This window comes from Prauserella alba (assembly GCF_024171735.1).
Lineage (GTDB): Bacteria > Actinomycetota > Actinomycetes > Mycobacteriales > Pseudonocardiaceae > Prauserella > Prauserella alba.
Window position 1 is genome coordinate 505578 of record NZ_JAMTCH010000005.1, and the last position, 22888, is coordinate 528465.

At 69.2% G+C, this 22888-nt stretch carries 19 protein-coding genes; 6 read left to right on the forward strand and 13 right to left on the reverse strand.

Features of this window, described 5'->3' with window-relative positions; translation table 11 throughout:
- Positions 1-30: 30 nt before the first annotated feature.
- The gene (locus LY12_RS17945; RefSeq protein WP_253858212.1) at positions 31-354 is read left to right on the forward strand and encodes a putative quinol monooxygenase; all 324 of its coding nucleotides are present in this window, start codon (positions 31-33) and stop codon (positions 352-354) included.
- 280 nt (positions 355-634) lie between these two features.
- Here the strand turns inward: LY12_RS17945 and groL are convergent, their stop codons facing one another.
- The 9 genes from groL to LY12_RS17990 form a co-directional block, all read right to left on the reverse strand.
- A complete protein-coding gene (groL, locus tag LY12_RS17950) occupies positions 635-2326 on the reverse strand; it encodes a chaperonin GroEL (RefSeq protein WP_253858213.1) in 1692 nt (563 codons plus the stop codon).
- A 41-nt stretch (positions 2327-2367) separates the two neighbouring features.
- Complete coding sequence (locus tag LY12_RS17955) at positions 2368-3393, reverse strand: NAD(P)-dependent alcohol dehydrogenase (protein ID WP_253858214.1); 1026 nt, start codon at positions 3391-3393, stop codon at positions 2368-2370.
- A complete protein-coding gene (locus tag LY12_RS17960) occupies positions 3390-4178 on the reverse strand; it encodes an iron-sulfur cluster assembly protein (RefSeq protein ID WP_253858215.1) in 789 nt (262 codons plus the stop codon). Before LY12_RS17960 ends, LY12_RS17955 begins: the two co-directional genes overlap by 4 nt.
- Entirely contained in the window at positions 4175-5215 is a 1041-nt protein-coding gene (locus tag LY12_RS17965) for an amidohydrolase family protein (protein ID WP_253858217.1), read from the reverse strand. The genes LY12_RS17960 and LY12_RS17965 overlap by 4 nt, the downstream gene beginning before the upstream one ends.
- Before the next feature lie 87 nt (positions 5216-5302).
- Complete coding sequence (gene mimD / locus LY12_RS17970) at positions 5303-5680, reverse strand: propane 2-monooxygenase effector subunit MimD (RefSeq protein WP_372493552.1); 378 nt, start codon at positions 5678-5680, stop codon at positions 5303-5305.
- The gene (locus LY12_RS17975; protein WP_253858219.1) at positions 5677-6867 is read right to left on the reverse strand and encodes a ferritin family protein; all 1191 of its coding nucleotides are present in this window, start codon (positions 6865-6867) and stop codon (positions 5677-5679) included. The genes mimD and LY12_RS17975 overlap by 4 nt, the downstream gene beginning before the upstream one ends.
- A gap of 52 nt (positions 6868-6919) precedes the next feature.
- Complete coding sequence (locus LY12_RS17980; RefSeq protein ID WP_253858220.1) at positions 6920-7957, reverse strand: NADH:ubiquinone reductase (Na(+)-transporting) subunit F; 1038 nt, start codon at positions 7955-7957, stop codon at positions 6920-6922.
- A gap of 139 nt (positions 7958-8096) precedes the next feature.
- Complete coding sequence (locus LY12_RS17985) at positions 8097-9746, reverse strand: ferritin family protein (RefSeq protein ID WP_253858222.1); 1650 nt, start codon at positions 9744-9746, stop codon at positions 8097-8099.
- A 361-nt stretch (positions 9747-10107) separates the two neighbouring features.
- Complete coding sequence (locus LY12_RS17990; RefSeq protein ID WP_253858224.1) at positions 10108-10371, reverse strand: hypothetical protein; 264 nt, start codon at positions 10369-10371, stop codon at positions 10108-10110.
- Between the two features lie 239 nt (positions 10372-10610).
- Here LY12_RS17990 and LY12_RS17995 point away from each other — a divergent pair, with 239 nt between their 5' ends.
- The gene (locus tag LY12_RS17995; RefSeq protein ID WP_253858892.1) at positions 10611-12461 is read left to right on the forward strand and encodes a sigma-54-dependent Fis family transcriptional regulator; all 1851 of its coding nucleotides are present in this window, start codon (positions 10611-10613) and stop codon (positions 12459-12461) included.
- A gap of 58 nt (positions 12462-12519) precedes the next feature.
- A complete protein-coding gene (locus LY12_RS18000; protein WP_253858226.1) occupies positions 12520-13074 on the forward strand; it encodes a hypothetical protein in 555 nt (184 codons plus the stop codon).
- Positions 13075-13083: 9 nt separating this feature from the next.
- Here LY12_RS18000 and LY12_RS18005 read toward each other — a convergent pair whose 3' ends face one another.
- Entirely contained in the window at positions 13084-13926 is an 843-nt protein-coding gene (locus tag LY12_RS18005) for a TIGR03619 family F420-dependent LLM class oxidoreductase (RefSeq protein ID WP_253858228.1), read from the reverse strand.
- A gap of 124 nt (positions 13927-14050) precedes the next feature.
- Between LY12_RS18005 and LY12_RS18010 the strand changes: the two genes are divergently transcribed.
- Positions 14051-15646 carry a peptide chain release factor 3 gene (locus LY12_RS18010; protein ID WP_253858230.1) on the forward strand — a complete coding sequence of 532 codons (1596 nt, stop codon included), beginning with the start codon at positions 14051-14053 and terminating at the stop codon, positions 15644-15646.
- Between the two features lie 15 nt (positions 15647-15661).
- Here the strand turns inward: LY12_RS18010 and LY12_RS18015 are convergent, their stop codons facing one another.
- From LY12_RS18015 to LY12_RS18025, 3 genes are all read right to left on the reverse strand, one after another.
- On the reverse strand, positions 15662-16819 hold the full coding sequence (locus LY12_RS18015; RefSeq protein WP_253858232.1) for a DUF1015 family protein: 1158 nt from the start codon (positions 16817-16819) through the stop codon (positions 15662-15664).
- On the reverse strand, positions 16816-17853 hold the full coding sequence (locus LY12_RS18020) for an NAD(P)-dependent oxidoreductase (protein WP_253858234.1): 1038 nt from the start codon (positions 17851-17853) through the stop codon (positions 16816-16818). Before LY12_RS18020 ends, LY12_RS18015 begins: the two co-directional genes overlap by 4 nt.
- 504 nt (positions 17854-18357) lie before the next feature.
- The gene (locus tag LY12_RS18025; protein ID WP_253858235.1) at positions 18358-18573 is read right to left on the reverse strand and encodes a hypothetical protein; all 216 of its coding nucleotides are present in this window, start codon (positions 18571-18573) and stop codon (positions 18358-18360) included.
- Positions 18574-19013: 440 nt separating this feature from the next.
- Between LY12_RS18025 and LY12_RS18030 the strand changes: the two genes are divergently transcribed.
- Both LY12_RS18030 and LY12_RS18035 read left to right on the forward strand, forming a co-directional pair.
- A complete protein-coding gene (locus tag LY12_RS18030; RefSeq protein WP_253858237.1) occupies positions 19014-22412 on the forward strand; it encodes a nitrate- and nitrite sensing domain-containing protein in 3399 nt (1132 codons plus the stop codon).
- A complete protein-coding gene (locus tag LY12_RS18035; protein WP_253858239.1) occupies positions 22409-22798 on the forward strand; it encodes a roadblock/LC7 domain-containing protein in 390 nt (129 codons plus the stop codon). The genes LY12_RS18030 and LY12_RS18035 overlap by 4 nt, the downstream gene beginning before the upstream one ends.
- The last annotated feature ends 90 nt before the right edge of the window (positions 22799-22888 follow it).

Sequence of the window (22888 nt, forward strand, 5' to 3'; positions counted from 1 at the left end):
GGGCGCACCCAACGACGAGGAGACGAAGCGATGATCTTCATTACCGCCAAGTTCCGGGTCAAACCCGAGCACGCCGACCGCTGGCCCGAGATCTCGAAGGCCTTCACGCACGCCACGCGCAACGAGCCGGGCTGCCTGTGGTTCGAGTGGTCACGCAGCCTCGACAACCCGAACGAGTACGTGCTCGTGGAGGCGTTCCGGGACGGCGACGCCGGCGCCGCACACGTCAACTCGGAACACTTCAAGGCCGCGCAGCAGACGCTGCCGCCGTACCTCGCCGAAACCCCGCGGGTGATCAACACGACGGTCGACCAGGAGGGTTGGTCGGAACTGGGCGAGATGGCGGTGAAGTAGTCCGCGGGGGCAGGCCGCCGGTCCGCCGTTGCCCACGCGCGCGGAACCCGTCGCCCCCGACGGCGACGGGTTCCCCGCCGGCTAGCGAAGAGCCGGCGCATTCTCGCCACTCCCGAGCGGGCGAGTCTCATTGGATACCCTGCCGCTCGCCTGCGAAAACCTGAGCCGAACGAGGCCCTGGCCGTGGACCGAGACGCCGCGACTCGCCGGTCCACGGCCAGGTCGGCCGGTGCCGGCCGAAGCCGGCCCGGCCGGCTCTTCCCCGGCGGGTGCGCCGGGCTCAGCCCACCGACGGACCCATGCCCAGCGACTGCGGCGTGCTCGGATCGGGTGACGGCTGGCGCAGCCCCTCGTCGAGCTCGCCGATCTCGCTCATCAACGCGGGGGAGCCGCCCCACGGTGTCTGCTGCTCGGCGATGAGCGAGTTCGTCGTCAGCAGCAGCCCGGCCACCGAGGCGCCGTTCTGCAACGCCGACCGCGCGACGCGTAGCGGGTCGAGGATGCCCAGCTCGATCATGTTCCCGTAGCGGTTGCCGAGCGCGTCGAACCCTTCGTCGACGCCGAGGCCGCGGCTGTAGGAGACGATGTCGTCGCCCGGGTAGCCCGCGTTTCCCGCGATGAGGCGCGCCGGTTCGCTCAGCGCACGCCGCACGATGTCGGCCCCGATCGCGTAGTCGCCGTCGAGTCCGTGGCCGTCGAGGACCCGTTCGGCGTGCAGGAACGCCGCGCCGCCGCCTGCGACGATGCCCTCGGCCATCGCCGCGCGCGTGGCCGACAGCGCGTCCTCCACGCGATGCTGCAGTTCTTTCAGCTCGGCCGGGGTCGCGGCGCCGACGCGGATCACCGCGACCTTGCCGGTGAGCGCGCCGATGCGTTCCTGCAGCACGTCCTCGTCGAAGCCGTACTGCGCACGTTCCAGTTCCGCCCGCAGTTGGCCCACGCGGAACGCGACGTCGTCCTCCGAACCGCCGCCGTCGACGATCGTCGTGCTGTGTTCGTCGACCCGGACCCTGCGCGCCCGGCCCAGCTGGTCGAGCGTCAGGTTCTCCAGCGTGAACCCGGACTGCCGCGACAGCACCGCGCCACCCGTCACGGCTGCGATGTCCTCGAGTTTGTGCAGCCGCCGGTCGCCGAATCCCGGCGCACGCACGGCCACCGACTGGAACGTGCCGTTGGTGTGGTTGTGCACCAGCATCGACAGTGCCGTGCCCTCGACGTTCTCCGCGATCACGACGAGCGGCCGCGGTGCCCGCATGATCTTGTCGAGCAGCGGCATCAGCTCCTGCACCTTGGTGATCTTCTCGGCGCACAGCAGGATGTACGGGTCCTCGACGATCGCCTCGAGCCTGCCGGGATCGGTGACCAGGTAGGGCGAGAGGTAACCGTTGTCGAACTCGAACCCCTCGACGAAGTCGACGGACATGCCGATCTGCGGCGACTCCTCGACCGTCACGATGCCGCCGTCGCCGACCGTGTGCAGCGCCTTGGCGATGACGGATCCGACGGCCTCGTCGTTGTTCGCCGAGATCGTCGCCACCCGGGCGAAGTCGTCCTCGGTCGACAGCGGGTGCGCGACCGCCTGCAGATGCTCCACGAGTCTGCCGACGGCGACGTCGATGCCGCGTTTGACCAGCACCGGGTTGCCGCCCTTGGTGATGGCGTCCATGCCCTCGTGGATGATCGCCTGCGCCAGCACCGTCGCGGTCGTGGTGCCGTCGCCGACGATGTCGTTAGTCTTGATCGCGGCTTCTTTGACCAGCTGGGCACCCATGTTCTCGAACGGGTCGTGCAGATGGATGTCCCGCGCGATCGTCACCCCGTCGTTGGTCACGTCGGGCGAGCCGGTCAGTTTCTCGATGATCACATTGCGGCCCTTCGGGCCCAGTGTCGATTTCACGGCTTCGGCGAGTTTGTCCACGCCGATCCTGAGTTGGTCGCGGGCGTCCGAGCCAAAGCGAAGATCCTTGGCCATGGGGTCAACTCCTGTTCCGCGCGCCTCGTCGCGCGCTCGAGTCAGGGAACGAGAATCGCTCGGCCACTGACCACACCTGCGTCCAGATCGGCCAGTGCGTCGAGTGCGGCGTCGAGCGGATACTGCTTGGTGTGAAGGCTGACCTGGCCCGCCTCGGCGAGAACCATGAGCTCGACGAGGTCGTTGTAGGTGCCGACCAGGTTTCCGATGACGCTGCGCTCGGTGGAGATGATGTCGATCGTCGGGATGTCGATGTTGCTGCCGTAGCCGATGACGAAGTGAGAACCCGCGCGCCGGGTCATGGCGAACGCATCCTGCTGGGCGCCCTGTTCGGCGACGAAGTCGAGCACGACCTCCGCACCGTGTCCGCCCGTCAGGTCCAGAACCGTGTCGACGTGCGACCCGTCGGCCTGCACGGTTTCGTGCGCACCGAGCTGTTCGGCCAGCTTCAGTGCCTCTGGCTTGCGGTCGACCACGACGATCCGCGTCGCCGTGAGCGCGGCCAGCGACTGGATGCCGATGTGCCCGAGGCCGCCCGCGCCGTTGACGACGCACGTCGTGCCGGGAGGCAGCAACGCCGCGGCCTTGCGCACGGCGTGGTACGCCGTGATACCCGCGTCCGCGAGCGCCGCGACGTCCTCCGGCCGCGTCGACGGGTCGAGCTTGATGCACGCTCGCGCCGACGTCTTCAGATACTCCGCCATCCCGCCGTCGCTGTCGATTCCGGGAAAGGCGTTGTCCTGGCAGTGCATGTCGTCGCCTGCGCGGCACGCCCGACACAGCCCGCACGTCGGTGTGGGGTGCAGGATCACCGTGTCGCCCGGCGCCACATTGGACACCGCGCTGCCCACGGCGTGCACCCAGCCCGCGTTCTCGTGGCCGATCGTGTAAGGAAGCGTGACCCCGGACTTGTCACGCCACTGCTCCTCGATGATGTGCAGATCCGTGCGGCACACGCCTGCCCCGCCGATCTTCACGATGACGTCGAACGGTCCCGTGATCTCCGGGTCCGGCACCTGTTCGATCGTCGGTTGCCGGTGATACTCGTGCAGTCGTACCGCCTTCATGACGCCTCCTGCTTCCCTGGTTCCTCCCGGGCCTGTGCGTCCTTTCGCGTCGCAACGTCCTCCCGTGTTCCGGCGTCATCCTGCGGTACCGGCCCGTCGCCGTATCGCGTCCGCAGCAGGCCTCGGCACCAGCCGGTGTTGCCGTCGATGCTCACGCGCACGGTCTTCGCGAACCGCAGCCGCTGCTCAACCTGCTCTTCGGGAATCGCGGCGCCCGAGTCGTCGACGAACAGCGGCGTCTCCGCGGACGCGGGAATGCCCAGTTCGCGGCGTCGCCGCACGAGGCTGTCCCGTTCGGCCGACGCGGGCACCTGGCCTAGCGTGGTGTGTGCCAGCGCGTCGATCCGCCAGCCGTCGTCGAGCAGCTTGCGGCACGTGCGTTCCAGACAGGCCAGGTGTGCCTTGCGGCGGAAGGTGTGTCGCAGCTCGTCGAGTTCGCCGACGGCCTGGCCCTCGAACGTGCCGGCGAACCCGTCGCGTGCCGCCACACCCGCGTTGATCTCCTCGGCCGCGAAGTGGTCGGTGAGCCGTACCTCGGCCCAGTCGAACTCGGGCAACGCCACGAGTGCGTCGTAGGCGTCGGCGACCATGAGGTAGGCGAAGTTCGGTGCGCAGAAGTACGTCGGCAGGCGCAGTCGCACGTCCACGCCCGTGCCTGCCGCAGCGGTGTGCACCGTCGCCGCCAGCACGAATCCGAGATCGGTGATCGGCTGGTCGAGCTCGGGATCGTTCACCGTGGCGAGCGCTGCCCACGCACGTTCGGCCAGGCTCGTCGTCGCCGTCATGCCGGCACCGCCGGCGCCGAGCCGACCGCCTCGGTGCTGTCGGTGACCTCGTCGGGAACCGCGGCCTCCCGCGGCACCTCGATGTCGTAGAGCTTGGCCGCGTTGACGCCGAGGATCTTGCGCTTGACGTCCGGAGTAAGCGTTCCGTATTCGCCCTGCATGTCCTCGGGCACCTGGAAGTCGACGAACTTCTCGATCAGCCACTTCGGATGCCAGATGGCGTAGTCGCTGGCGAAGGTGATGCGGTTCTCGTCCAGCCAGTACAGCAGCTCCATGAGGACCTGGGCGAAGTAGCGCGGCCGCGAGTGGATGAACGGCATCGCAACGGCGAGTCCGCCGTAGACATTCGGTTCCTGTGTGGCGATCCAGCAGAAGTCTTCGAGTCGCGGCAGGCCGACGTGCTCGATGATGAAGTTCAGCTCGGGGAACGCGGTGGCCACGTCATCCACGTCGGCGACATCGAACGCGTCGCGGTTGAGCGGGTAGATCGTCGGGCCCTTGTGGACGTGGATGTTGCGGATGCCCAGTTCCTGGCACTTCTCCAGGTACCGGTAGGACCAGTCGTCGGTGAGCTTCCAGCCCTTCGAACTGCCCTTCCACTCGGCCGTGTACAGCTTCACGCCGCGAAGGTTCCACCGCTGCGCGAGCCGTTCCAGTGCGGCGAGGCCGGCCTCGCCGTCCCGCGGATCCCACGCGCCGTTGACGATGAACTTGTCGGGATGTCGCTCGGCCAGGAAACCGTCCTGTTCGGTCGTGTTGAACCCGTTGGTGAAGAAGTCCGTCAGGTACGTAGGCTGGAAGATCGCCTTGTCGACGTAGCCGTCCTCGAAGAGGTCCTTCATCAGGGTGGCTTCGCCGTACTTCTCGAACTTCTCCAGCGGCCACACCCACTCCTCGGGGGAGAGGTTGCGGTGGTAGTCGTAGAAGCACTCGATGAAGCCCTTGCCGTACCGGTTCGCCTGGTTCTCCGGGCTGCCGTCCCAGAGATGCACGTGGCTGTCGACGATGAAGTAGTTCTCGCCGTCCTTGGTGTACATGCGCACTGCTCCCTTGCTGTGTCGCGGTGGCGGAGACGGCGGCCCGCGCGGGCGCCCGGGCCGCCGCCTCCGGTTCTCTCGCCGGCGTTACCGCACCGGCAGGAGGTCGAAGTCCAGGTATTCGGCGGCGTCCTCGGGGTTGGCGAACAGGATCGTCCGGTCGTCGAGGTGGATCATGCGCCCGTAGTGGGTCGACATGCTCTCCTCGAACTCGGCCTGGTCGAACCAGCCGTCCTCCTCACCAGCGGCCTCGTCGATCTCGGAGTAGATGACGTCGACGCGGCGCTCGGCATCGATCCGGATCATCGAGGGCAGCGGGGTGACGGTGACGTTCTCCTTGGTGCGCATCACCTCCGCGATGACCTCGCCCACCTGGTTGTTCATCAGCGTGTAGCCGCACATACCGGAGGCGGTGTTGTTCGACTCGAAACTGGGTGTCGGCGTGCCGGCGCTCGTGGTGGTCACTGGTTCAGCTCCTTCGGGTTGCGCAGGCCGAGGTCGGCCAGGATTCCGCCGAACCGGCTCTTGGCTCGGTCGAGTGCGTCCTCGAATCGGGGCGGTTTCGCGTCGGGCTGCGACCACAGCGGCTGCAGCGTGCGCGCGGCCGCCAGGCACCGCGGCACCCACGTCTCGAGCCACGACTGCATCGCCGCCGTGTTGTGGTCGGCGAACTCCTTGTCGGTGACCAGCGGCTGGAACAGTGCCTTGGTGTAGCGCAGATCGCGTTCCGCGTAGTCGTACTCGGCGGCTCCGATGAGCGTCGGCGTGACGAAGTCGCCGTTACCGGGTGCGGCCTGCTGCACGAGGTTGCTGCGGAACAGCTCGCCGACCAGCGGTTCGAACACGACGTTGGCGGCGAACACCGCCTCCGCCCAGTCCCACGTGGACGTCAGCTGCTCCGCGACACCGCGGACGCCCTGCCAGGCTGGGTCCTCCTGCCAGGTGCGCAGGTGGGCACCGCCGTCGAACTCGGCGATCTCCTCCGACAGCGTCAGGTTGTACAGCGCCAGGTCCTGCGCCGAGCGGATCCGGTGCATGCTGTTCACCGCGATCGCCGTGTTGTGCATGTTGGTCGGGCCCCTGCGGTTGGCGTTGGCGAACAGATACAGCCCGAGCCCGTGGTCGACGTGCATCCACGCCCCGACGTGCTGTGCCACGAACGCCACCCAGTTCGGGTTCCACTGTTCGAACGCCTTGCTCTGCCTCGCGGCGTCGACGTTCTGGTTGAGTTGGCGCACCACGTTGGAGTTGTTGCGATAGATGCTCTGTTCCCACTCCTCGTTGGGATCGCGGAACTCGTGCCAGCCGTGGGCGGGCCACTCGTAGCCCTGGCCGCCCGATCCCGGATAGCGCTTGGGTTCCGGCCGGTCGCTGCCCCACGCCTTGAGCACGGTCCATTCGAGTGGATATCCGCCCTTGCCGTCGGCGAATCCGTACAGCCAGCCCTGCGACAGGTAGTGGCGTGGATCGGGCTGCACCTCGACGGTGACGTCCTCGTAGTGGCTCTGCTTGCGCTTACGCGGGATGAAGTAGTTGAACCGGCGCAGGTTCGAATCCGGGAACTCGCGTGCACCCGCCTCGGCGTCGGTGAACACCGGTTTCGGCACGCTGCGCTCGGTCTGTGTCGGGACTGGTTCCTGGGTAGCCGTCATCACGGTTCCTTCGTCTCGTCGGCGCCGGTGGCGTGGGCTGCGCGCCCGCTGGTCACCCGTCGTCGCCGGTGGTCGTGAACTTGTCGTAGAAGACCCGTTTCTCGTCGACGCCGAGCGCGGGAAGCAGCTCGACCGCCGCCTCCACCATCGGCGGCGGCCCGCACACGTAGGCGTCCACACCGGACAGATCCGCCTCGGCGGTACGCACCACGTCGGTGATCAACCCGGCGGCGCCGGTCCACTCGCCGCCGGCAGAGTCCGACAGCGCGGGCACATACCGGAATCGCGGCAGGCGGGTCTCGAGTTCGCGGAGCTCGTCCTCGAAACACAGGTCCCGTTCGGTCCGCGCGCCGTAGTAGAACGTCGCGGGCCGGTCGATGCCACGCTCGGCCATCGACCGCAGCAGCGACAGGATCGGTGCCATGCCCGCCCCGCCGCCCACGAACAGCAGCGGCGCCGCCGGTGCGTCCCGCAGGGTGAAGACCCCGAACGGCCCGGTGATCTCCAGCCGGTCGCCGGGTTGCACCTTGGTGTCGAGGTACTCCGAGAACAGCCCGCCCGGGTACACCTTGATCACGAACTCGAGCGTGCCGTCGGTCGTCGACGTGTTCGCCATCGAGAACGAACGGGTCTCGTCGGTACCGGGTACGGCGAAGTCGACGTACTGGCCAGGGAAGAACCGCAGCTCTTCCGGTTCGATCAGCCGTACGACGAGCCTGCGCATGTCATGGGTGACGTTGTCGTTCGACACCACGTCGACCGTCGCGGACTGGATCGGCAGCCCCGAGCGGATCATCTCCTCGTCGTAGTTGAGCAGCTCGACGGTCAGATCCTCGTAGGCGTGCGCCCGGCACAGGAGCGTGTACCCCTCCTCGGCCTCGTAATCCGGCAGCGCGAACGTCGAGTACCGGTCGTGGTCGATGTCGTCGCCGTCCAGGATGAACGACTTGCACGACCCGCACTGGCCCTCCTTGCAGCCGTGCATGAGCATCACGCCCTGCTCGGCGGCTGCACGCAGGATCGTCTGATCCTCGTCGACCTCGATCTCGATGCCGACGGGTTCGAACCGCACCCGGTGTTTCTCGGTCATGCTCACCTCACCTTCGTCGTGGACTCGCGCGAGCCGGCGATGCCGGTGCCGGAGCGGGGCGGGCCTGGCGCGAAGGTGTGGCCCGCGCCAGGCGATACCCGCCCCGCGCGGCCCCCTCACACCCCGGCGCGCGAGCGCCTCACTCGGCGGGCGCCGGCCTGCCGCCCGGGCCCTGCCGGACGTAGTCGGCGTGGAAGGCCTGCCGCTCGGCATCGGTCATCTCGTTGAGGCTGACGTTCGGACTCGGGAAGGGTGGGCACCGGCGGAGATGGTCGAGCGTCCACATCTTCTTCGGATCGAGGTCGAGATGCGGCTGTGCCACCAGCGTCTCGCCGTCGTCTCGGACGTAACCCATGTCCTTGACGATGTCGGCGAAGTTCCAGTTGTGGTACAGAGTCTCCCATTCCCGGGCTCCGGTGAGCTTGCCCATGTTCGGCGTCTGCCTGCCCTCGTAGGTGCTCCGGAACGCGACCGCGTCGGTCCAATGGCAGCCCTCGGAGCAGTACGTCCGCCACTGTCCGTCCACTTCGTCCATCACCATGTCCTGCCGGATGAGGCAGGGCACCATGCAGGTCCAGCAGCGGTGCGGATAGACGTAGTCGACGTCCTCGAAGGCGATGGGCTTGTGCCCGTTCGGCACCGAGAGGCGGTTGTAGTTCTCCCACCAGGCGCCGTACTTGTCGTACCAGCCCGGGTACTTGTGCTCGAACCACTCGAAGTCCTCGTCCGTCATCGGGTCGATACGCCAGTAGTTGGCGATCCATCCGGTGGCGAAGAACTGGGCGACCTCGTGCACGTACCCCTTGTTCCAGATGCGGTTCCACGACTCCTCGACCAGGTCGTGGGGGATCGTCAGGCCGTACTTCTCGAGCGGGACGAGGTAGCTGCGGTAGTAGTCGTCGTAGATCCACCGCCGCCACATCTCTGCGTAGCTCTCGCGGTCCTTGCGGCGGTCCTTCGTGCCGTACTCGATGAACGTGCCGATCGCGGCGTCGACCACGCAGTGGTTGTTCCACCATGCGTACCGCAGGTCGCGTTCGAGGAGCTGGTGGTTGCTCTCGTCGGACAGCGCCATAAGCAGCGTGGCGTAGCCGTTACTGATGTGGCGTGACTCGTCCGACTGCACCGAGTGGAACACCGTCGGCAGCAGGTAGTCGCCGTTGGCCGCCGCCTCGCCGGGCATGGCCACGAACAGCGTGTTCGTGAAGGCCGTCTCCGCGACGATGGTCAGATAGACGCTGGCCGCGGTGATCGCGTCACCGGTGATGAAGCCTTCCGCGAACTGCCTGCCGATCGTGCCGGCGTAGTCGTTCTGGAAGTTCCGCAGGCTCGAGTTGAAACCGGCGGGGTCGATGTAGTTGTTCATGTACAGGCGCTTGAGGTTCTGCTGGATCGTCGAGTGCCTGACCTCGTCGATCATCTGGATCGCCTGGCCGTTGTGCAGCTCCGGATTCGGCACCGTGCGGAACAGCAACGGCATGGCACGCGCGGCCGAGATCTCCGGAAGCGGAATGATCGACAGGAACAGCTTCTGCCATTCCATCCATCGCTGCTGGACCTGGCGGAACATGTTGCCGCGAATCGCGCCGTCCTGTGCTCCGTAGACGCGGTGGTCCTTTTCCTCCTCCATGGGGAAGTACGAGCGCAGGACCTGCTTGAGCGGGTCCTTCTTCTTCGCCTTCGAGAACGTGTAGTCGGTGCCGTACTGCGAGACCGGCTCGTGGTAGGCCGGTTCCCACGACAGCTCCTGAATCTTCTCGTGTGCTTTCGCCACACTCTGGCGAGTCATGGTCACTCCTTCCCGTCGCTTGCGGCGGCGGTAGGGGGAATGGTGCGTCGGCAGCCGGCTGTCCCCGGCCCTTCCCGTCCGGGTGGGAGGGGCCGACGCGGCAGAGACTGTCGGCTGTGACTCCCATTACAGAACGGGCGGGCGGGCCGTGCGGTCTCAATTTGAGACGTGCGGTCGGTGGCGGGTTCGCGAAACGGTGCGGATCGAACACGCAGCACATTGCGGAAATCGGCGCGGCAGCCGTTATGGGTGACACGGCACAACAATTTCCGGTACCAACGTCCCATTTATTGCCGGTGCCGCCGCAATCGGTGTCGCTCGCCGTGCTGGCGGCCGGAGCGGTGCCGCCGACGGCGTTCCCTCACTCGGTGGACGCGTCGCCGCGGCCCAGGTCCTCGGGGGCGTCGAGCAGCGCTGCGCGAAGCTCGGCGAGTTCGCGTTCCGTTTCCCGGCCGATTCTGGAATCGCCCTGAGCAGATGGAGTGATTCCCAGTGCGCTTAACAGTTCGGCCGCGGGCGCACCGGGATCGCCCGCCTCGCCGAGTTCGGGATGAAGGCCCTGTTCGGCGAGGTGGGAGAAGACCACGTTGACAACGGTCCACGGGCTGTAGGTCTCCTCGGTCATGGGCCCATGACACGCCCGCGCGAGGCTCCGGGGGGTCTCAATTTGAGACAGCACGGGTGTGGCGTGGGACCTACCGTGAGGAGGCGGGCACGTGGTCCGGGGAGCCGGGGCACGTCGCCCTGGAAGGTCGCAATGGAGCGATCGTGGAGGCACCGATGGTCGAGGAGCCACTACTGCGGGTGTCGCCGACCGGAGCCGACGGCGAGTTCGTCGGCGCGGCGTTGCCCCTGATCGAACCGATGACGTCGTCGCGGGAGCCGGTGCCGCTGCGCGCTGCAGCCGACGCCGGAGTTGCCGGTGCGGGTGAGCGGGCGCTCGCCGACGCGCGCACCCGGTTCCTGACATCGGAGCCGGTCTCGTCCGGCGAGGTGCGGACGCCGATCCTCAACTCGTGGCAGCGATCGCGCCGCGCAGACGTGTCAGCCGACCGCATCGAGGTGCCGTACGTCGGCGAGGAGAACCTCGACGCGGTCTGGGTCGAGGGCGCACGCCCATTGCTGAACCAACTGGCCGACCAGCTCGACGGCCAACCCGTGAGCCTGATCCTCACCGATCCGACCGGCATCGTGCTCAGCCAGTACACCGGCGACAGTGACCTGCACCGGCACCTCGAGGGCGTGCACCTGGTGCCGGGATTCAGTTACGGTGAAGAGTTCGTCGGCACCAACGGCATCGGCACCGCCCTCGAGGACGGCACCCCGCGACGGGTGTTCGGCCACGAGCACTACGCCGAGCACCTCGAAGGGCTGGCCTGCGCGGGCGTGCCGATCCAGCATCCGCTGTCGGGCAAGACGATCGGCGCCGTCGACCTGACGTGCTGGAGCCGCGACGCGAGCGGGTTGCTCATCGCGCTCGCCCGCAGTGCGGCCGACCAGGTGCGGCAGGCGCTGCTCGCGACGACGAGCCCGCGCGAACTCGAACTGTTCCAGGCGTATCTGCAGGCGTGCAGGCGCACCGGCGGCATCGTGCTGGCCGTCGACGACGACAACGTGATGATGAACGACTACGCGCGCACCCTGCTGGGCGCGGGCGACCAGGCGATGCTCGTCGGCCAGATGCGTGAACTCGTCGACGCCGGCCAGCGCAGCAGCACGAGCCTGCTGCTACCGAGCGGCAGCCCGGTCAGGGTGCATTGCCGTCCGCTGTCGGGCCGGGGCGCGGCGGTGCTGCACGTCGAACTGGTCGAGCCCGACGAGGACACCGGAACATCGGCCGCCAGGATGCCGATGTTCCTGCCCGGCACCGTCGGATCGGCTCCGGTGTGGCTGCGCTGCTGCCACGAGGTCGATGCCGGGTTCGACGCCGGGGAGTGGCTCGCCCTGGTCGGCGAACCCGGCACGGGGAAGGCGACGCTGGCCGAATGCGTGCAGCAGCGCAGGCGGCCCGGCGAACAGTTGCGCACGTTGGACGTCGATCCGGCGGCCGACGCGGGCAGGCCCGGGTGGCTCGACGTCGTGCGGTCGGTGTTCGCGCACCCGGCGTCCGCGCTGGTCATCCGGCACGTCGACCGGCTAGACGCAGCGTCGGCGACCGCGCTCACGGCGACGTTGGCCGAGCTGCGAGACACCGCGGGGCCGTGCGTGCCGTGGGTGGCGGTGACGCTCGACTCCGGCGCCGACACCGGACAGCTCGCCGACCTGCTGGAACTGCTGCCGCGCACGGTGCACGTCCCGCCACTGCGTTACCGCATCGAGGATCTCGACCAGCTCGTGCCGTTCCTGCTCGGCAAGCTCAGCCGCGGCGGGCTCACCTGTTCGCCCGCCGCCATGAAACTGCTGATGCGTACGACGTGGCCCGGCAACGTCAGCGAGCTCTACGGCGTGCTGCGGGACGTCGTGTCGCATCGCAGGCGCACTGGGGAGATCCGCCCGGGCGACCTGCCGGCGGCCTACCACGCCGTGACGCGGCGGGCGCTCACACACCTCGAGTCGATCGAGCGTGACGCCATCGTCCGCGGCCTCCGCGACGCCGACGGCAACAAGAGCAAAGCGGCCAAGTCGCTGGGCATGTCGCGCGCCACGATCTACCGCAAGATCCACGACTACGGCATCGTCACCGCGGGTACCGGGCGCGGCGGCAAGAACCGATGACGCCCGCCCGCGGGCGGGCGTCAACGTCTCCGAGGCAGATCCGACGAAGGGCTTGACGATGACCGTTCCCGACACCGTCCGTGCGCTCGACACTCCGGCCTCGCGCGAACTCGCAGGACTGGCGGAGCTGCTCGGTGACGTGCAGACCGTGCTCGAATGTTGCGAACGGCTGGCGGGCGGCGCCACCGAGCCGGACGAGCTCACGGCGGAGGCGCTGTGGACGACCGCCGTGCTGGCGTACGCGCGCTGTTTCGAGGGGGAGCCGCGGCTGGCGGCCTCGGACGTGGCGGAGACGTCGCTGCAGGGCGAGGTCACCGAGTGGCACGAGCTGCTGCTGCGACTGCGCGACCACTATGTGTCCGCGCGACGGGAACAGTGCGGGGTCGGCGCCGCGCAGGATGACACCGGCCGTGCGGGCGGCGTTGCGGTGACATCGGCACCACGGCCAGCGCCCGACGAGGTCACGGTGCGCCAGACCGGTGCGCTCGCCTACGAACTCGGCAAGCTCGTCGACGCGCGGATGAGCGAGCAGCAGGAACTCCTGCGCGCTGCCGTCGGCGATATGCCGGCCGCCGAACTGTCCAGCCTCCCGAAGATCGATCTCGCGCCCTGACGCCGCGGCCTACCGGCCGGCGAGGGTGCCGGAGAGGCGGTGCAGGTACTCCGCGATCTCCGGTTCGGTGCGGTCGGGCAGGCCGAACAGCGTCTCGGTGACACCGGCCGCGGCCCATTCGTCGAGCTGTTCGATGTTCGGCTTGCCCGCCAGCGCGACCACCTCGGGCCTGCCGACGCGGCCCGCCTCTCGCCACGCGTGGTGGAGGGCGTCGATCTTGTCGGCGAGGCCGTCCTCCCCGGGCGTGGTCATCCAGCCGTCGCCGGTGCGGGCGATCCAGTCGAACGTCTTCGCCGTGCCCGCCGCGCCGACGACGACCGGCACGGCGCCGACGGGTTTCGGCCAGGCCCAGCTCGGCCCGAAGGACACGAACCCGCCGTCGTAGGCGGCCTCGTCGGCGGTCCACAGGGTGCGCATCGCCTCGATGTACTCGCGGAGCACGGTGCGCCGTTTGCCCGGTGGTACGCCGTGGTCGGCGAGCTCGTCGGTGTTCCAGCCGAACCCGACTCCGAGTGTCACGCGCCCGCCCGCGAGGTGGTCGAGCGAGGCGACCGTCTTCGCCAGCGCGAGGGGGTCGTGTTCGGCGGGCAGGGCGACTGCGGTGCCCAGCCGGATGCGGCTCGTCACAGCGGCGGCCGTCGACAGCGCGACCCAGGGGTCGAGCGTGCGCACGTAGCGGTCGTCCGGCAGGGAGGAATCGCCGGTGCGCGGGTGTGCGGCGTCGCGGCGCACCGGGATGTGCGTGTGTTCGGGCACGCAGAACGAGGTGAACCCGGCCTCCTCGGCGTGGCGGGCCGCCGTGGCGGGCGCGATGCTGCGGTCGCTGGTGAACATGACGATCCCATGGCGCATGCCCGCAAGTAGAACATGTTCTCGATAACTTGGGGAGGGTGAACACGCGACGAACGCGACGACGCACGCGCGCGGTCACCCGTGCGTCGGACGGTGGGTGTTCGCGTGAGTAGTCTGGAGGACTGTGTCCACACCTCACGACGCCGCTCCCCTTCACGAGGCGCAGCGCAGGCGGTCGTTCGCCGTCATCAGCCACCCCGACGCAGGTAAGTCGACGCTGACGGAGGCGCTCGCGCTGCACGCACGCGTGATCTCCGAGGCAGGCTCCGTGCACGGCAAGGGCGGCAGGCAGGGCGTCGTGTCGGACTGGATGTCGATGGAGCAGGCGCGCGGCATCTCGATCACGTCCGCTGCGCTGCAGTTCGAGTACCGCGACTGTGTCATCAACCTGCTCGACACGCCTGGTCACGCGGACTTCTCCGAGGACACCTATCGCGTCCTGTCGGCCGTCGACTCGGCTGTGATGCTGCTGGACGCGGCCAAGGGGCTCGAACCGCAGACGCTGAAGCTGTTCGACGTGTGCCGGCATCGCGGCATCCCGGTGCTGACGTTCATCAACAAGTGGGACCGGCCCGGCAGGGAAGCGCTCGAACTGTGCGACGAGCTGGTCGAGCGGATCGACCTGCAGCCCATGCCGCTCACCTGGCCCGTCGGCTCGCCGGGACATTTCCAGGGCGTGCTGGACGTGCCCACCGGGCAGTTCGTCCGCTACGCGCGGACCGCGGGCGGTGCGAAGGCCGCACCCGAGGAAAACCTGTCGCCCGACGAGGCCGAGGCCGAGGTCGGCGAGGACTGGACGACCGCGCGCGAGGAGTACGACCTGCTGCTCGAATCCGGTGGCGAATTCGACGAGGAGCGGTTCCGCGACGCGACCGCCACGCCGGTGCTGTTCGGCGCCGCCGTGCTGAACTTCGGCGTGCGCCACCTGCTCGACCTCGTCGTGGACCTCGCGCCGCGGCCCGTTCCGCGGGAGGACGCCGACGGTGCGCCGCGGCCGCTGGACGGCGAGTTCTCCGCGTTCGTGTTCAAGGTGCAGACGGGCATGGACCCCGCCCATCGCGACCAGGTGGCGTTCGCCCGCGTGTGCTCGGGCGTGTTCGAACGCGGCATGGTAGTCACGAACGCCACGACGAAACGTCCGTTCGCGACGAAGTACGTACAGCAGGTGTTCGGGCAGAAACGATCCACAGTGGACACCGCTTATCCGGGAGACGTCATCGGCCTCGTCAACGCCACGGCGCTGCGGGTCGGCGACACGCTGTACTCCGGAAAGCCCGCGGTGCGGTTCCCCGGGCTGCCGCAGTTCGCGCCCGCGCACTTCGCCGTCGCCACCCCGTCGGATCTGAGCAAGGCGAAACAGTTCCGTAAGGGCATCGACCAGCTCGGTGCCGAGGGCGTGGTGCAGCTGCTGACCTCCGATCTGCGAGGCGAGGGCGCCCCGGTGCTCGCTGCCGTCGGCCCGATGCAGTTCGAGGTCGCGACCCACCGGATGGAGCACGAGTTCAACGCACCGGTGAAACTGGACCGCCTGCCTTACAGCGCCGTGCGGAAGCTGGGCGACTCGTCGCAGCGGAGCATCGTCGACGCGGGCAGGCGCAGCGAGGTCCTCGACCGCGCCGACGGCACCGAGCTCGCCGTGTTCGAGGACGAGATGTCGCTGCGCATCCTCCTTCGTGCCAACCCTGAGCTCGAACTCGAACCGCTGCTCGCCGAGGGCTGACGGCCACCGGGTGGGTCACCGGCCGGCTGCCGACGGCCGCAGGAACAGGCCGTGGCAGACCTTCGGATCGAACCAGGTGGATTTCGGAGGCATCACGTGTCCGGCGTCGGAGACCGCCATGACCTGGTCGAACCGTGGCGGACTCGGCAGGAACCCGACGGCGTGGTGCTCGTAGCACCAGTTCGCGATGGTCGCCGTCGTGGTGCGGCCGGGCAGCGGCGTGTGTCCGGCATGCCCGGTGGGCAGTACGGGCGCGATGATCGCTTCGTCGAGCAAGACCGTGTCCACTGTGGATAGCGGGTGGATCGTGGCCGGTCGCGGCGAGGCGTCGCTCGGCTGACGCAGCCACAGGCGGTACCAACGTCCGTCCAGATACATCGACACCGTCCCCTGGCCGGGCCGGATCTCGTCCGAGGCCGAGAGTTCTTCGATGCCTGCCACCACGGGTTGGCCCGCCAGCCGGTCGAGCAGGACCGGCGCAGGGAGACCCGCCGGGCGCGGGACGCACCGGGGATAGCCGAGGATGCGCAGTTGATCGCTCGGGAACAGCGCAGCGAGTGTGAACGAGCCGGGCGCGGCGGCACAGTGCTCCGCGGCCGCCATCCGGTGGTGCCCGTCCGCGATGTAGAGCACGGCGAGGGCGGCCAGCTCGTCGTGCACGGCACGCACGATCTCCGTGTCGTGCGTGATCCACACCGCGTGTTCCTCGCACTCGCGGGTGACGCTCACGTCGGGTTCGCCCGAGGCGACGCGCGCGGTCAGCTCACGCAGCACCGGCCGCTGTTGATAGGCGAGCGTGACGGGCAGCTGTTCGACCCCGGCGCGCTCGGTGAACTCGGCGAGCCGGCGTTCCCGGTCGTGGTCGGTGGCCTCGTGCCGCCGGATCCGGCCTGCGCGGTAGTCGTCGACCGCGACCTCGACGACGACGCCGGTCTGCTCATGCCCGCCGCTGGTCACCCGGTAGACGAGTACAGCGGGGTCGGGGATGCGGCGCAGCACGCCGCCCTCCACCAGCTCGGGCAGGTGCGCGGCGGTGGCGGGTTCCGGCAGCTGGGCGGCGCGGGACGGATTCACCACCAGCACGCGCGGCGGCCGGGTCGTGACACCCGCGCCCCGATCGTCCGTGTGCCGCGTGGCCAGCTCGTGGGCGGGCAGCGGCTGCGGCGCGTTCATGGCCGCCCACCCGAGCCCGTTGAGGTGGGGTAGGCGAGTGCGGTGGCCCGCGTGACAGCGTCCACGTTGACGCAGTGCGGCGGGGCCTCCGACGGCTCGGCTGTGGTGAAGGCGGTGACGATCCGCACCACCTCGGCGGCGACCGCGTGCTGGGCCTGTTCGGTGGAGGCGCCGATGTGGTGCGTCCCGTAGACGTTCGGGTGCTTGGCGAGCCGGGAGTCGACGGTGCCCGTGCCGGAGCTCGGTTCGTCGGCGTAGACGTCGAGCCCCGCCCGCACCCCGTTGTTCTCCATCGCTTCGATCAGCGCGTCCTCGTCGACGATGTCGCCGCGTGACGTGTTCAGCACGATCGCGCCCGGAGGCAGCTGCGCGAGCAGGTGCCGGTCGAGCAGCATGCGGGTGTCGGCCGTGGCCGGCACATGGAACGACAGCACGTCGCAGGTGCGGGCCAGCTCGTCCAGCGAGTCGACGAAGACGGTGCCGAGGGCGTGCGCCCGCTCCAGCGTGCGTTCGTCGCGGTCCGGTTTGGCGACCGCGTGGACCCCGGCGCCGAACGATGCCGCGCGCTCGGCGAACGTGAGCCCGATCCGGCCGAGCCCGACGACACCCACCTTGCGGCCGTGGATTCCCCGTGCCCGGGCGTAGCGCTTCTTGTCCCAGCGGTCGGCGCGCAGGTCGGCCACGTTGTCGGGAATGTTGCGATCCAGTGCGAGCAGCAATCCCATGGTCAGCTCGGCGACCGCGATCGCGTTGCGGCCAGGAACGTTGCAGACGTAGACGCCGTGACGGCCCGCGGCGTCGCGGTCGATCGTGTTGGTGCCGGAGCCGGCACGGATCACCAGGCGCAGCGAGTCGGCGGCCTCGATGGCCTCCGCGGTGACCGCGGTGCTGCGCACGACGAGCGCGTCGTGGCCGGCGAGGCTCGTGGCCAGCTCGTCGGCCGTGGTGTCGGGTTCGTAGCTGCAGTGATGTCCGTGTGCGGCGAGTTCGGCCCGGTACTCCTCCGGGAACGCGTCGGCGACGAGGATCCTCATCGGCCACCTTCTCTCGGCGCGACGAACGTATGGCGCAGCGGTGCGGGCGTATCGGCGCGGGCGTATCGGTGTGGACGCAGGAGACGTGCCCGGTGACCCCTTACGACCCGCGGCGATCTTCACCGAGGTGATGTTGCGTATAGCGAACTCAGTTGCCTATGACGCAATGGTGAGGACGTCGCCGAAGCACGTCAACACCCGCGAGCCGACATCGATGCGCGTGAGCCGGTTCGGGCGCTCCGCATGTGCTGTCCCCGGGGTCTTCCCGCCGACAGGTCCGAAAATGCATGCTCGCGGCAGGCTGATGCTGCCTCGCCGATGGCCGTGATTCGTGGGACCCCTGCTCCCGGTTCGGCGCGTTCCGGCCGGGCTTCGGCGCATTCGACGGCTTCGCGCGCTCGGCGGCTTCGCGGACTCGGCGGGCTGGGTGTGTCGGTTCGCGGTCGCCTCCGCGCGGCCGAGTGCGGTCGTGCGCGGTCGTGCGCGGCCGGTGGCCGGTCGCGGTCAGTCGCCGGTGTCGCGGAGTGCGACGTAGAGACAGAGAAGTGCTGCGACGGTGAGTGCCGCCGCCAGCACGATCGGCCACCAGACGGACATCGCGTCGGCGAGGAAGAATTGCAGTGCCGCGGTCACCGCGAACGCGGCGGAGAGCAACACGAACAGCACCCGCTCGGCGGGCGGCTGCTGGGATCGGAGGTCGCTCAAGGCGCGCCTGAGCATCGCTCACCTCCTAGGGGCGGGTTCGGGCGGAAAACGGCGTCCGGTATGCGTATCGCTGGGGCGTCCGTGAGGGTTACTGCCGAGTTGGATACGACCTTCGTCGTCCACCGGATGGGTCATGACCTTGATCACGTCGAGTTACTACGTCGCCGCGGGTCCCAGGGTTGAAAACGCAGCTCGTTCGCTTCGCGTATGCCGAGAGTCTTCACATCCGTCGCGTCATCAGCGTTGACTCTCCAGGTTGCGCTGCATAACCTCCGCGCAGCGTGGTCGGGCCGCCCGTGGCAGTTGGCGACCCGGCCCGACGTGTAGTCAGCTCGACGGGGTCGGGGGCCCTGCGCAGTCATCCGGCGTCGATGAAAGGGCCTCGAGGCGTGGTCACCAAGCCTTCCAGGCGTTCACTCCGCGGGCGTGTGCTCGCCGCCGCGCTGATACCCAGCGTGGCATTGCTGGTGGTCGGCGTCGTCGTGTCCGGCTACCTGATCTACGACGCCGTCAAGGGCCGAGACTTCGTCGTCCGGGTGCACGAGGCGGCCGAGCCTGGTGTCGACTTCTTCGGTGCGATTCGTGCCGAGCGGAGACTCACGCTCGAAGCTCTCGCCGGCTCGCCCTCGCAGCGAGAACTCGCCGAACAGCGCGCCGCGACCGACGCCGCGACCAGGAATCTCATGAACGACGTCGACGGCATGGTCGACGGCGCGTCCGACGAGATCCGCGGTGTCATCGAACGTCTGCGAGGCCAGCTCGGTGAACTCCAGCAGTTCCGAGGCCGGGTCGACGGCGGTGGCGGTCCGAACGGCCCCACCTTGCAGGACGCCTACGACCTCTACAACCGGATCATCGACACGGTCGCGGCGGGGCTCACCGGAGTGGCCAGGCTGACTCCCGATGCCGAGACCGCGTACCTGCGGGTCCAGTCGATGCCCCTGTTCACCGCCGCCGACGGCATGGCACGCGCCGATGCGCTCGCCGCCGCAGGGCACGTCGTAGGCGGGCTGACCGACGAGGAATTCCGCACGTACGCGGGCCAGGTCGGCGCCTACCGTGCCCAGCTCGCCCGGGCGTCGATGACCCCGGAGGTGCGCGCCCAGTACGAACAGCTCGTCGGCAGTGACGCGTGGCGGGTCGTGACCCGGGTCGAGAACGCGTTCCTCGAAGGTGGCACCCAGCAGGTTCCGGTGTCGCCGGAGCGCTGGCACGAGGCGGCGAACGAGGTCGGCGGTGCGTTGATGTCGCTGTACATCGAGCAGAGCACGCACGCCACGAACGAGGGCATCGATCGCGCCGACCGCACGCTCGTCGGTGCCCTCGTCGCCGGCGGCGCGTCACTCGTCGTCGGGTCGTTGCTGATCTTCTTCGCGTGGCGGCTCGCGCAATGGCTGGTCCGGAGGCTCGTCCGGCTCCGCGAGGAGACACTCGACCTGGCAGACAACCGGCTGCCCGACCTCGTCGGCCGCGTGCGGGAGGGTGAGAACGTCGACGTCGTCGAACTCGAATCGGCCGACCACGGCGAGGACGAGATCGGCCAGGTCGCCGATGCGTTCAGCAAGGCACAGCGCACCGCGGTCGCCGCTGCCATCGAGGAGTCGCGGGTGCGCGAGGGCACCAAGACGGTGTTCCTCAACATCGCCCACCGCAGCCAGGTACTCGTGCATCGCCAGCTGAAGGCGATCGACGACGTCGAGCAGCACCTCGACGATCCGGAGCAGCTGGAGATGCTGTTCCGGGTCGACCACTTCGCCACCCGGGCCCGCCGCAACGCCGAGAACCTGATCATCCTCGGCGGACAGCAACCGGGCAGGCGGTGGCGCAATCCCGTGTCGATCGCCGATCTGGTGCGTGGTGCGAACGCCGAGATCGAGCAGTACCGGCGCGTCGACGTGGCGGTACTGCCGGACGTCGCGGTGATCGGCCCGGCAGTCGGTGACGTCGTGCATCTGCTGGCCGAACTGCTGGACAACGCGACGGCGTTCTCGCCGCCCGATTCGCGCGTCGTGGTGCGTGGCGACGCGGCCGAGGCGAAGGGAGTGGTCCTCGAGGTCGAGGACCAGGGCCTCGGCATCGAGGAGGAGGACGTCGAACGGCTGAATGCGTTGTTGGCCGAACCGCCTGACTTCAGCTTCATGGCGCTGTCCGACGAACCGCGGCTCGGCCTGTTCGTCGTGGCACGACTGGCCGCGCGGCACGGCATCCAGGTGCGGCTGCGGGAGGCGATTCACGGTGGTACTCGCGCCGTCGTGCGGCTGGATCCTGAACTGCTCGGCACATGGCCGGAACACGACCGCCGCGACGGCCGCCCCCGCAGCGAGTCCGGCCCCGACACGGGGTCCGGTGCGGCCGTCGGCTGGCCGACCGCGGAGCCACCCGCTGCTGCGGGCACTGCGTCGGCTGGTCCTGCGGGCGGCCCGGGGCAGTCGGGCACTGCTGACACTGCGCCGTCAGGTGCTGCGACCCACGATTCCAGGACCGCCGGTGCGCAGGGCGGCGGCCGGTCGGGGAATGACGAGACCGGAGACGCTGCCGGCTCGGGCCCCGGATTCGCCACCGCGGCATCGGTGAGCGCGATCCTGTCCGGATCGCAGCCGAAGGTCGAGGCGCCGGGAGCCGGGTGGTTCCGCGCCACGGACACGTCGGACCAGCACGGGCCGGGAACTCAGCCGGGCACTCAGCAGGAGCCGGACAGGCAGCAGTCGAACACTGCAGGTGAGGGCACGTCGCAGACATCGGGACCGGACGGCCAGGTGCAGGCGTGGCCGGACACCGACCAGTCGGAGCGAGACGGGGACCAGGACCCGCAGCCGGGGCCCGACCCGCGGTCGCCGCAGCCGCGCGGGTTGCAGCAGCCCGGAATGCGGCAGTCCGCATCGCAACAGTCCGCAGCGCAACCGCACGGGTTGCCGCAGCCTACATCGCGGCAGCGGCACGAGTCGCCGTCTCCGCAGCAGCGACCCGAGTCGAAGTCGCCGGGCGGGCAGCAGGCGGAGTCGCCGCAATCGGAACGGCATGCGGGCGGGCAGCAGCCGCAACCTCGCCGTGCTTCGCGCCAACGGCCGTGGGCGGATCAGCGTTCCGAATCGTGGCCGTCCACCGGCGTGACACGTCCCGTGGACGAACCGGGGCGGGCGCCTTCGGTGCAGGACCGCTTCCTGCGCGACGAAACTTCCGGTGTCGAGTCCCCGGACGGCGGCACCGGGGCGGCACCTCACGGCCAGACCGGGCAGTCCGGGCGGGAACTGCCGCGCCGCAGGCGGCCCGAATCGCCGGCCGGCTCACAGTCGCCGTCGCAGCAACCACCGGACGGGCAGTCGCCGGTTGAACGGACAGGCGGGCGGTCGTCGGCACCCGACGTGTCGACACCGGGGTTGTCGACACCGGGGCTTTCGATACCCGGGCCGTCGACAACGCCACCCGGTTCGTCGGAATCGGGACAGCCGCAGTCGCCGGCTGGTGCGTCGGGCGGCGGCATGCCTCCGAGGCCGCGGAACCCGCTGCACCATTCCGGTGAGCAAGCCGCCGTGCCGCCTGTGCCGGGGGCCGTGAGCGCGGGGGAGGGCGCCGGGCCTGCCGGAGTCGCCGGATCCGGGGGAGGCGCCGCCGGGACACAGTCGAAACCGACGTTGCCGCGGAGACGTAAGCAGGAGAACCTCGCCCCGCAGTTGCGGGAGGCGCCACAGGCTGCGCCGGAACCGTCGACATCGGGGACGGAGGACCGAGGGGCGCACGCCGACGCGGCGAGGAACAGGTTCGCCGGATTCCAGCGTGGCACGCAACGTGCGCGGCAGGACCAGGGGAAGCGGGAAGGCACCGGCCTTTTCGCAAGCGGGGAAGGACCACGATGACAAGCAGGGGAAGTGAGCTCGGCTGGTTGCTCGACGACCTGGTACAGCAGGTCGCCGGCGCCGACAGGGCGGTGGTGTTGTCGGCGGACGGACTGTTGATGGGCAACTCCGGCAACATGGCCGCGGAGGAGGCCGAGCACCTGTCGGCGGTCGCGTCGGCGTTCCAGAGCCTCGCGAAGGGCACCGGTCGCCAGTTCGGTGGCGGTGGCGTGCGGCAGACACTCGTGGAGATGGACCACGCGTTCCTGTTCGTGACGGCAGCGGGCAGCGGGGCGTGTCTCGCCCTGCTGACGTCGGCCGATGCGGATATGGGCATGGTGGCCTACTCCATGAACATGATGGTGAAACGGGTCGGTGCGGTACTGAGCGCGGCACCTCGGACGTGACGGACCCTCGCGGACGGCAGGTCGCTGCCCGCGTGGTTGGATCGCCTGCGAACATGTGCCACTACCGCGAGGACGCTCGAGCGGATCCGA

Excerpts from the sequence above, each read along its gene's own strand:
- LY12_RS17945 (WP_253858212.1), top strand. The coding sequence starts at position 31 with ATGATCTTCATTACCGCCAAGTTCCGGGTCAAACCCGAGCACGCCGAC.
- groL (WP_253858213.1), bottom strand. The coding sequence starts at position 2,326 with ATGGCCAAGGATCTTCGCTTTGGCTCGGACGCCCGCGACCAACTCAGG.
- LY12_RS17955 (WP_253858214.1), bottom strand. The coding sequence starts at position 3,393 with ATGAAGGCGGTACGACTGCACGAGTATCACCGGCAACCGACGATCGAA.
- LY12_RS17960 (WP_253858215.1), bottom strand. The coding sequence starts at position 4,178 with ATGACGGCGACGACGAGCCTGGCCGAACGTGCGTGGGCAGCGCTCGCC.
- LY12_RS17965 (WP_253858217.1), bottom strand. The coding sequence starts at position 5,215 with ATGTACACCAAGGACGGCGAGAACTACTTCATCGTCGACAGCCACGTG.
- LY12_RS17975 (WP_253858219.1), bottom strand. The coding sequence starts at position 6,867 with ATGACGGCTACCCAGGAACCAGTCCCGACACAGACCGAGCGCAGCGTG.
- LY12_RS17980 (WP_253858220.1), bottom strand. The coding sequence starts at position 7,957 with ATGACCGAGAAACACCGGGTGCGGTTCGAACCCGTCGGCATCGAGATC.
- LY12_RS17985 (WP_253858222.1), bottom strand. The coding sequence starts at position 9,746 with ATGACTCGCCAGAGTGTGGCGAAAGCACACGAGAAGATTCAGGAGCTG.
- LY12_RS17990 (WP_253858224.1), bottom strand. The coding sequence starts at position 10,371 with ATGACCGAGGAGACCTACAGCCCGTGGACCGTTGTCAACGTGGTCTTC.
- LY12_RS17995 (WP_253858892.1), top strand. The coding sequence starts at position 10,611 with ATGACGTCGTCGCGGGAGCCGGTGCCGCTGCGCGCTGCAGCCGACGCC.
- LY12_RS18000 (WP_253858226.1), top strand. The coding sequence starts at position 12,520 with ATGACCGTTCCCGACACCGTCCGTGCGCTCGACACTCCGGCCTCGCGC.
- LY12_RS18005 (WP_253858228.1), bottom strand. The coding sequence starts at position 13,926 with ATGCGCCATGGGATCGTCATGTTCACCAGCGACCGCAGCATCGCGCCC.
- LY12_RS18015 (WP_253858232.1), bottom strand. The coding sequence starts at position 16,819 with ATGAACGCGCCGCAGCCGCTGCCCGCCCACGAGCTGGCCACGCGGCAC.
- LY12_RS18020 (WP_253858234.1), bottom strand. The coding sequence starts at position 17,853 with ATGAGGATCCTCGTCGCCGACGCGTTCCCGGAGGAGTACCGGGCCGAA.
- LY12_RS18025 (WP_253858235.1), bottom strand. The coding sequence starts at position 18,573 with ATGCTCAGGCGCGCCTTGAGCGACCTCCGATCCCAGCAGCCGCCCGCC.
- LY12_RS18035 (WP_253858239.1), top strand. The coding sequence starts at position 22,409 with ATGACAAGCAGGGGAAGTGAGCTCGGCTGGTTGCTCGACGACCTGGTA.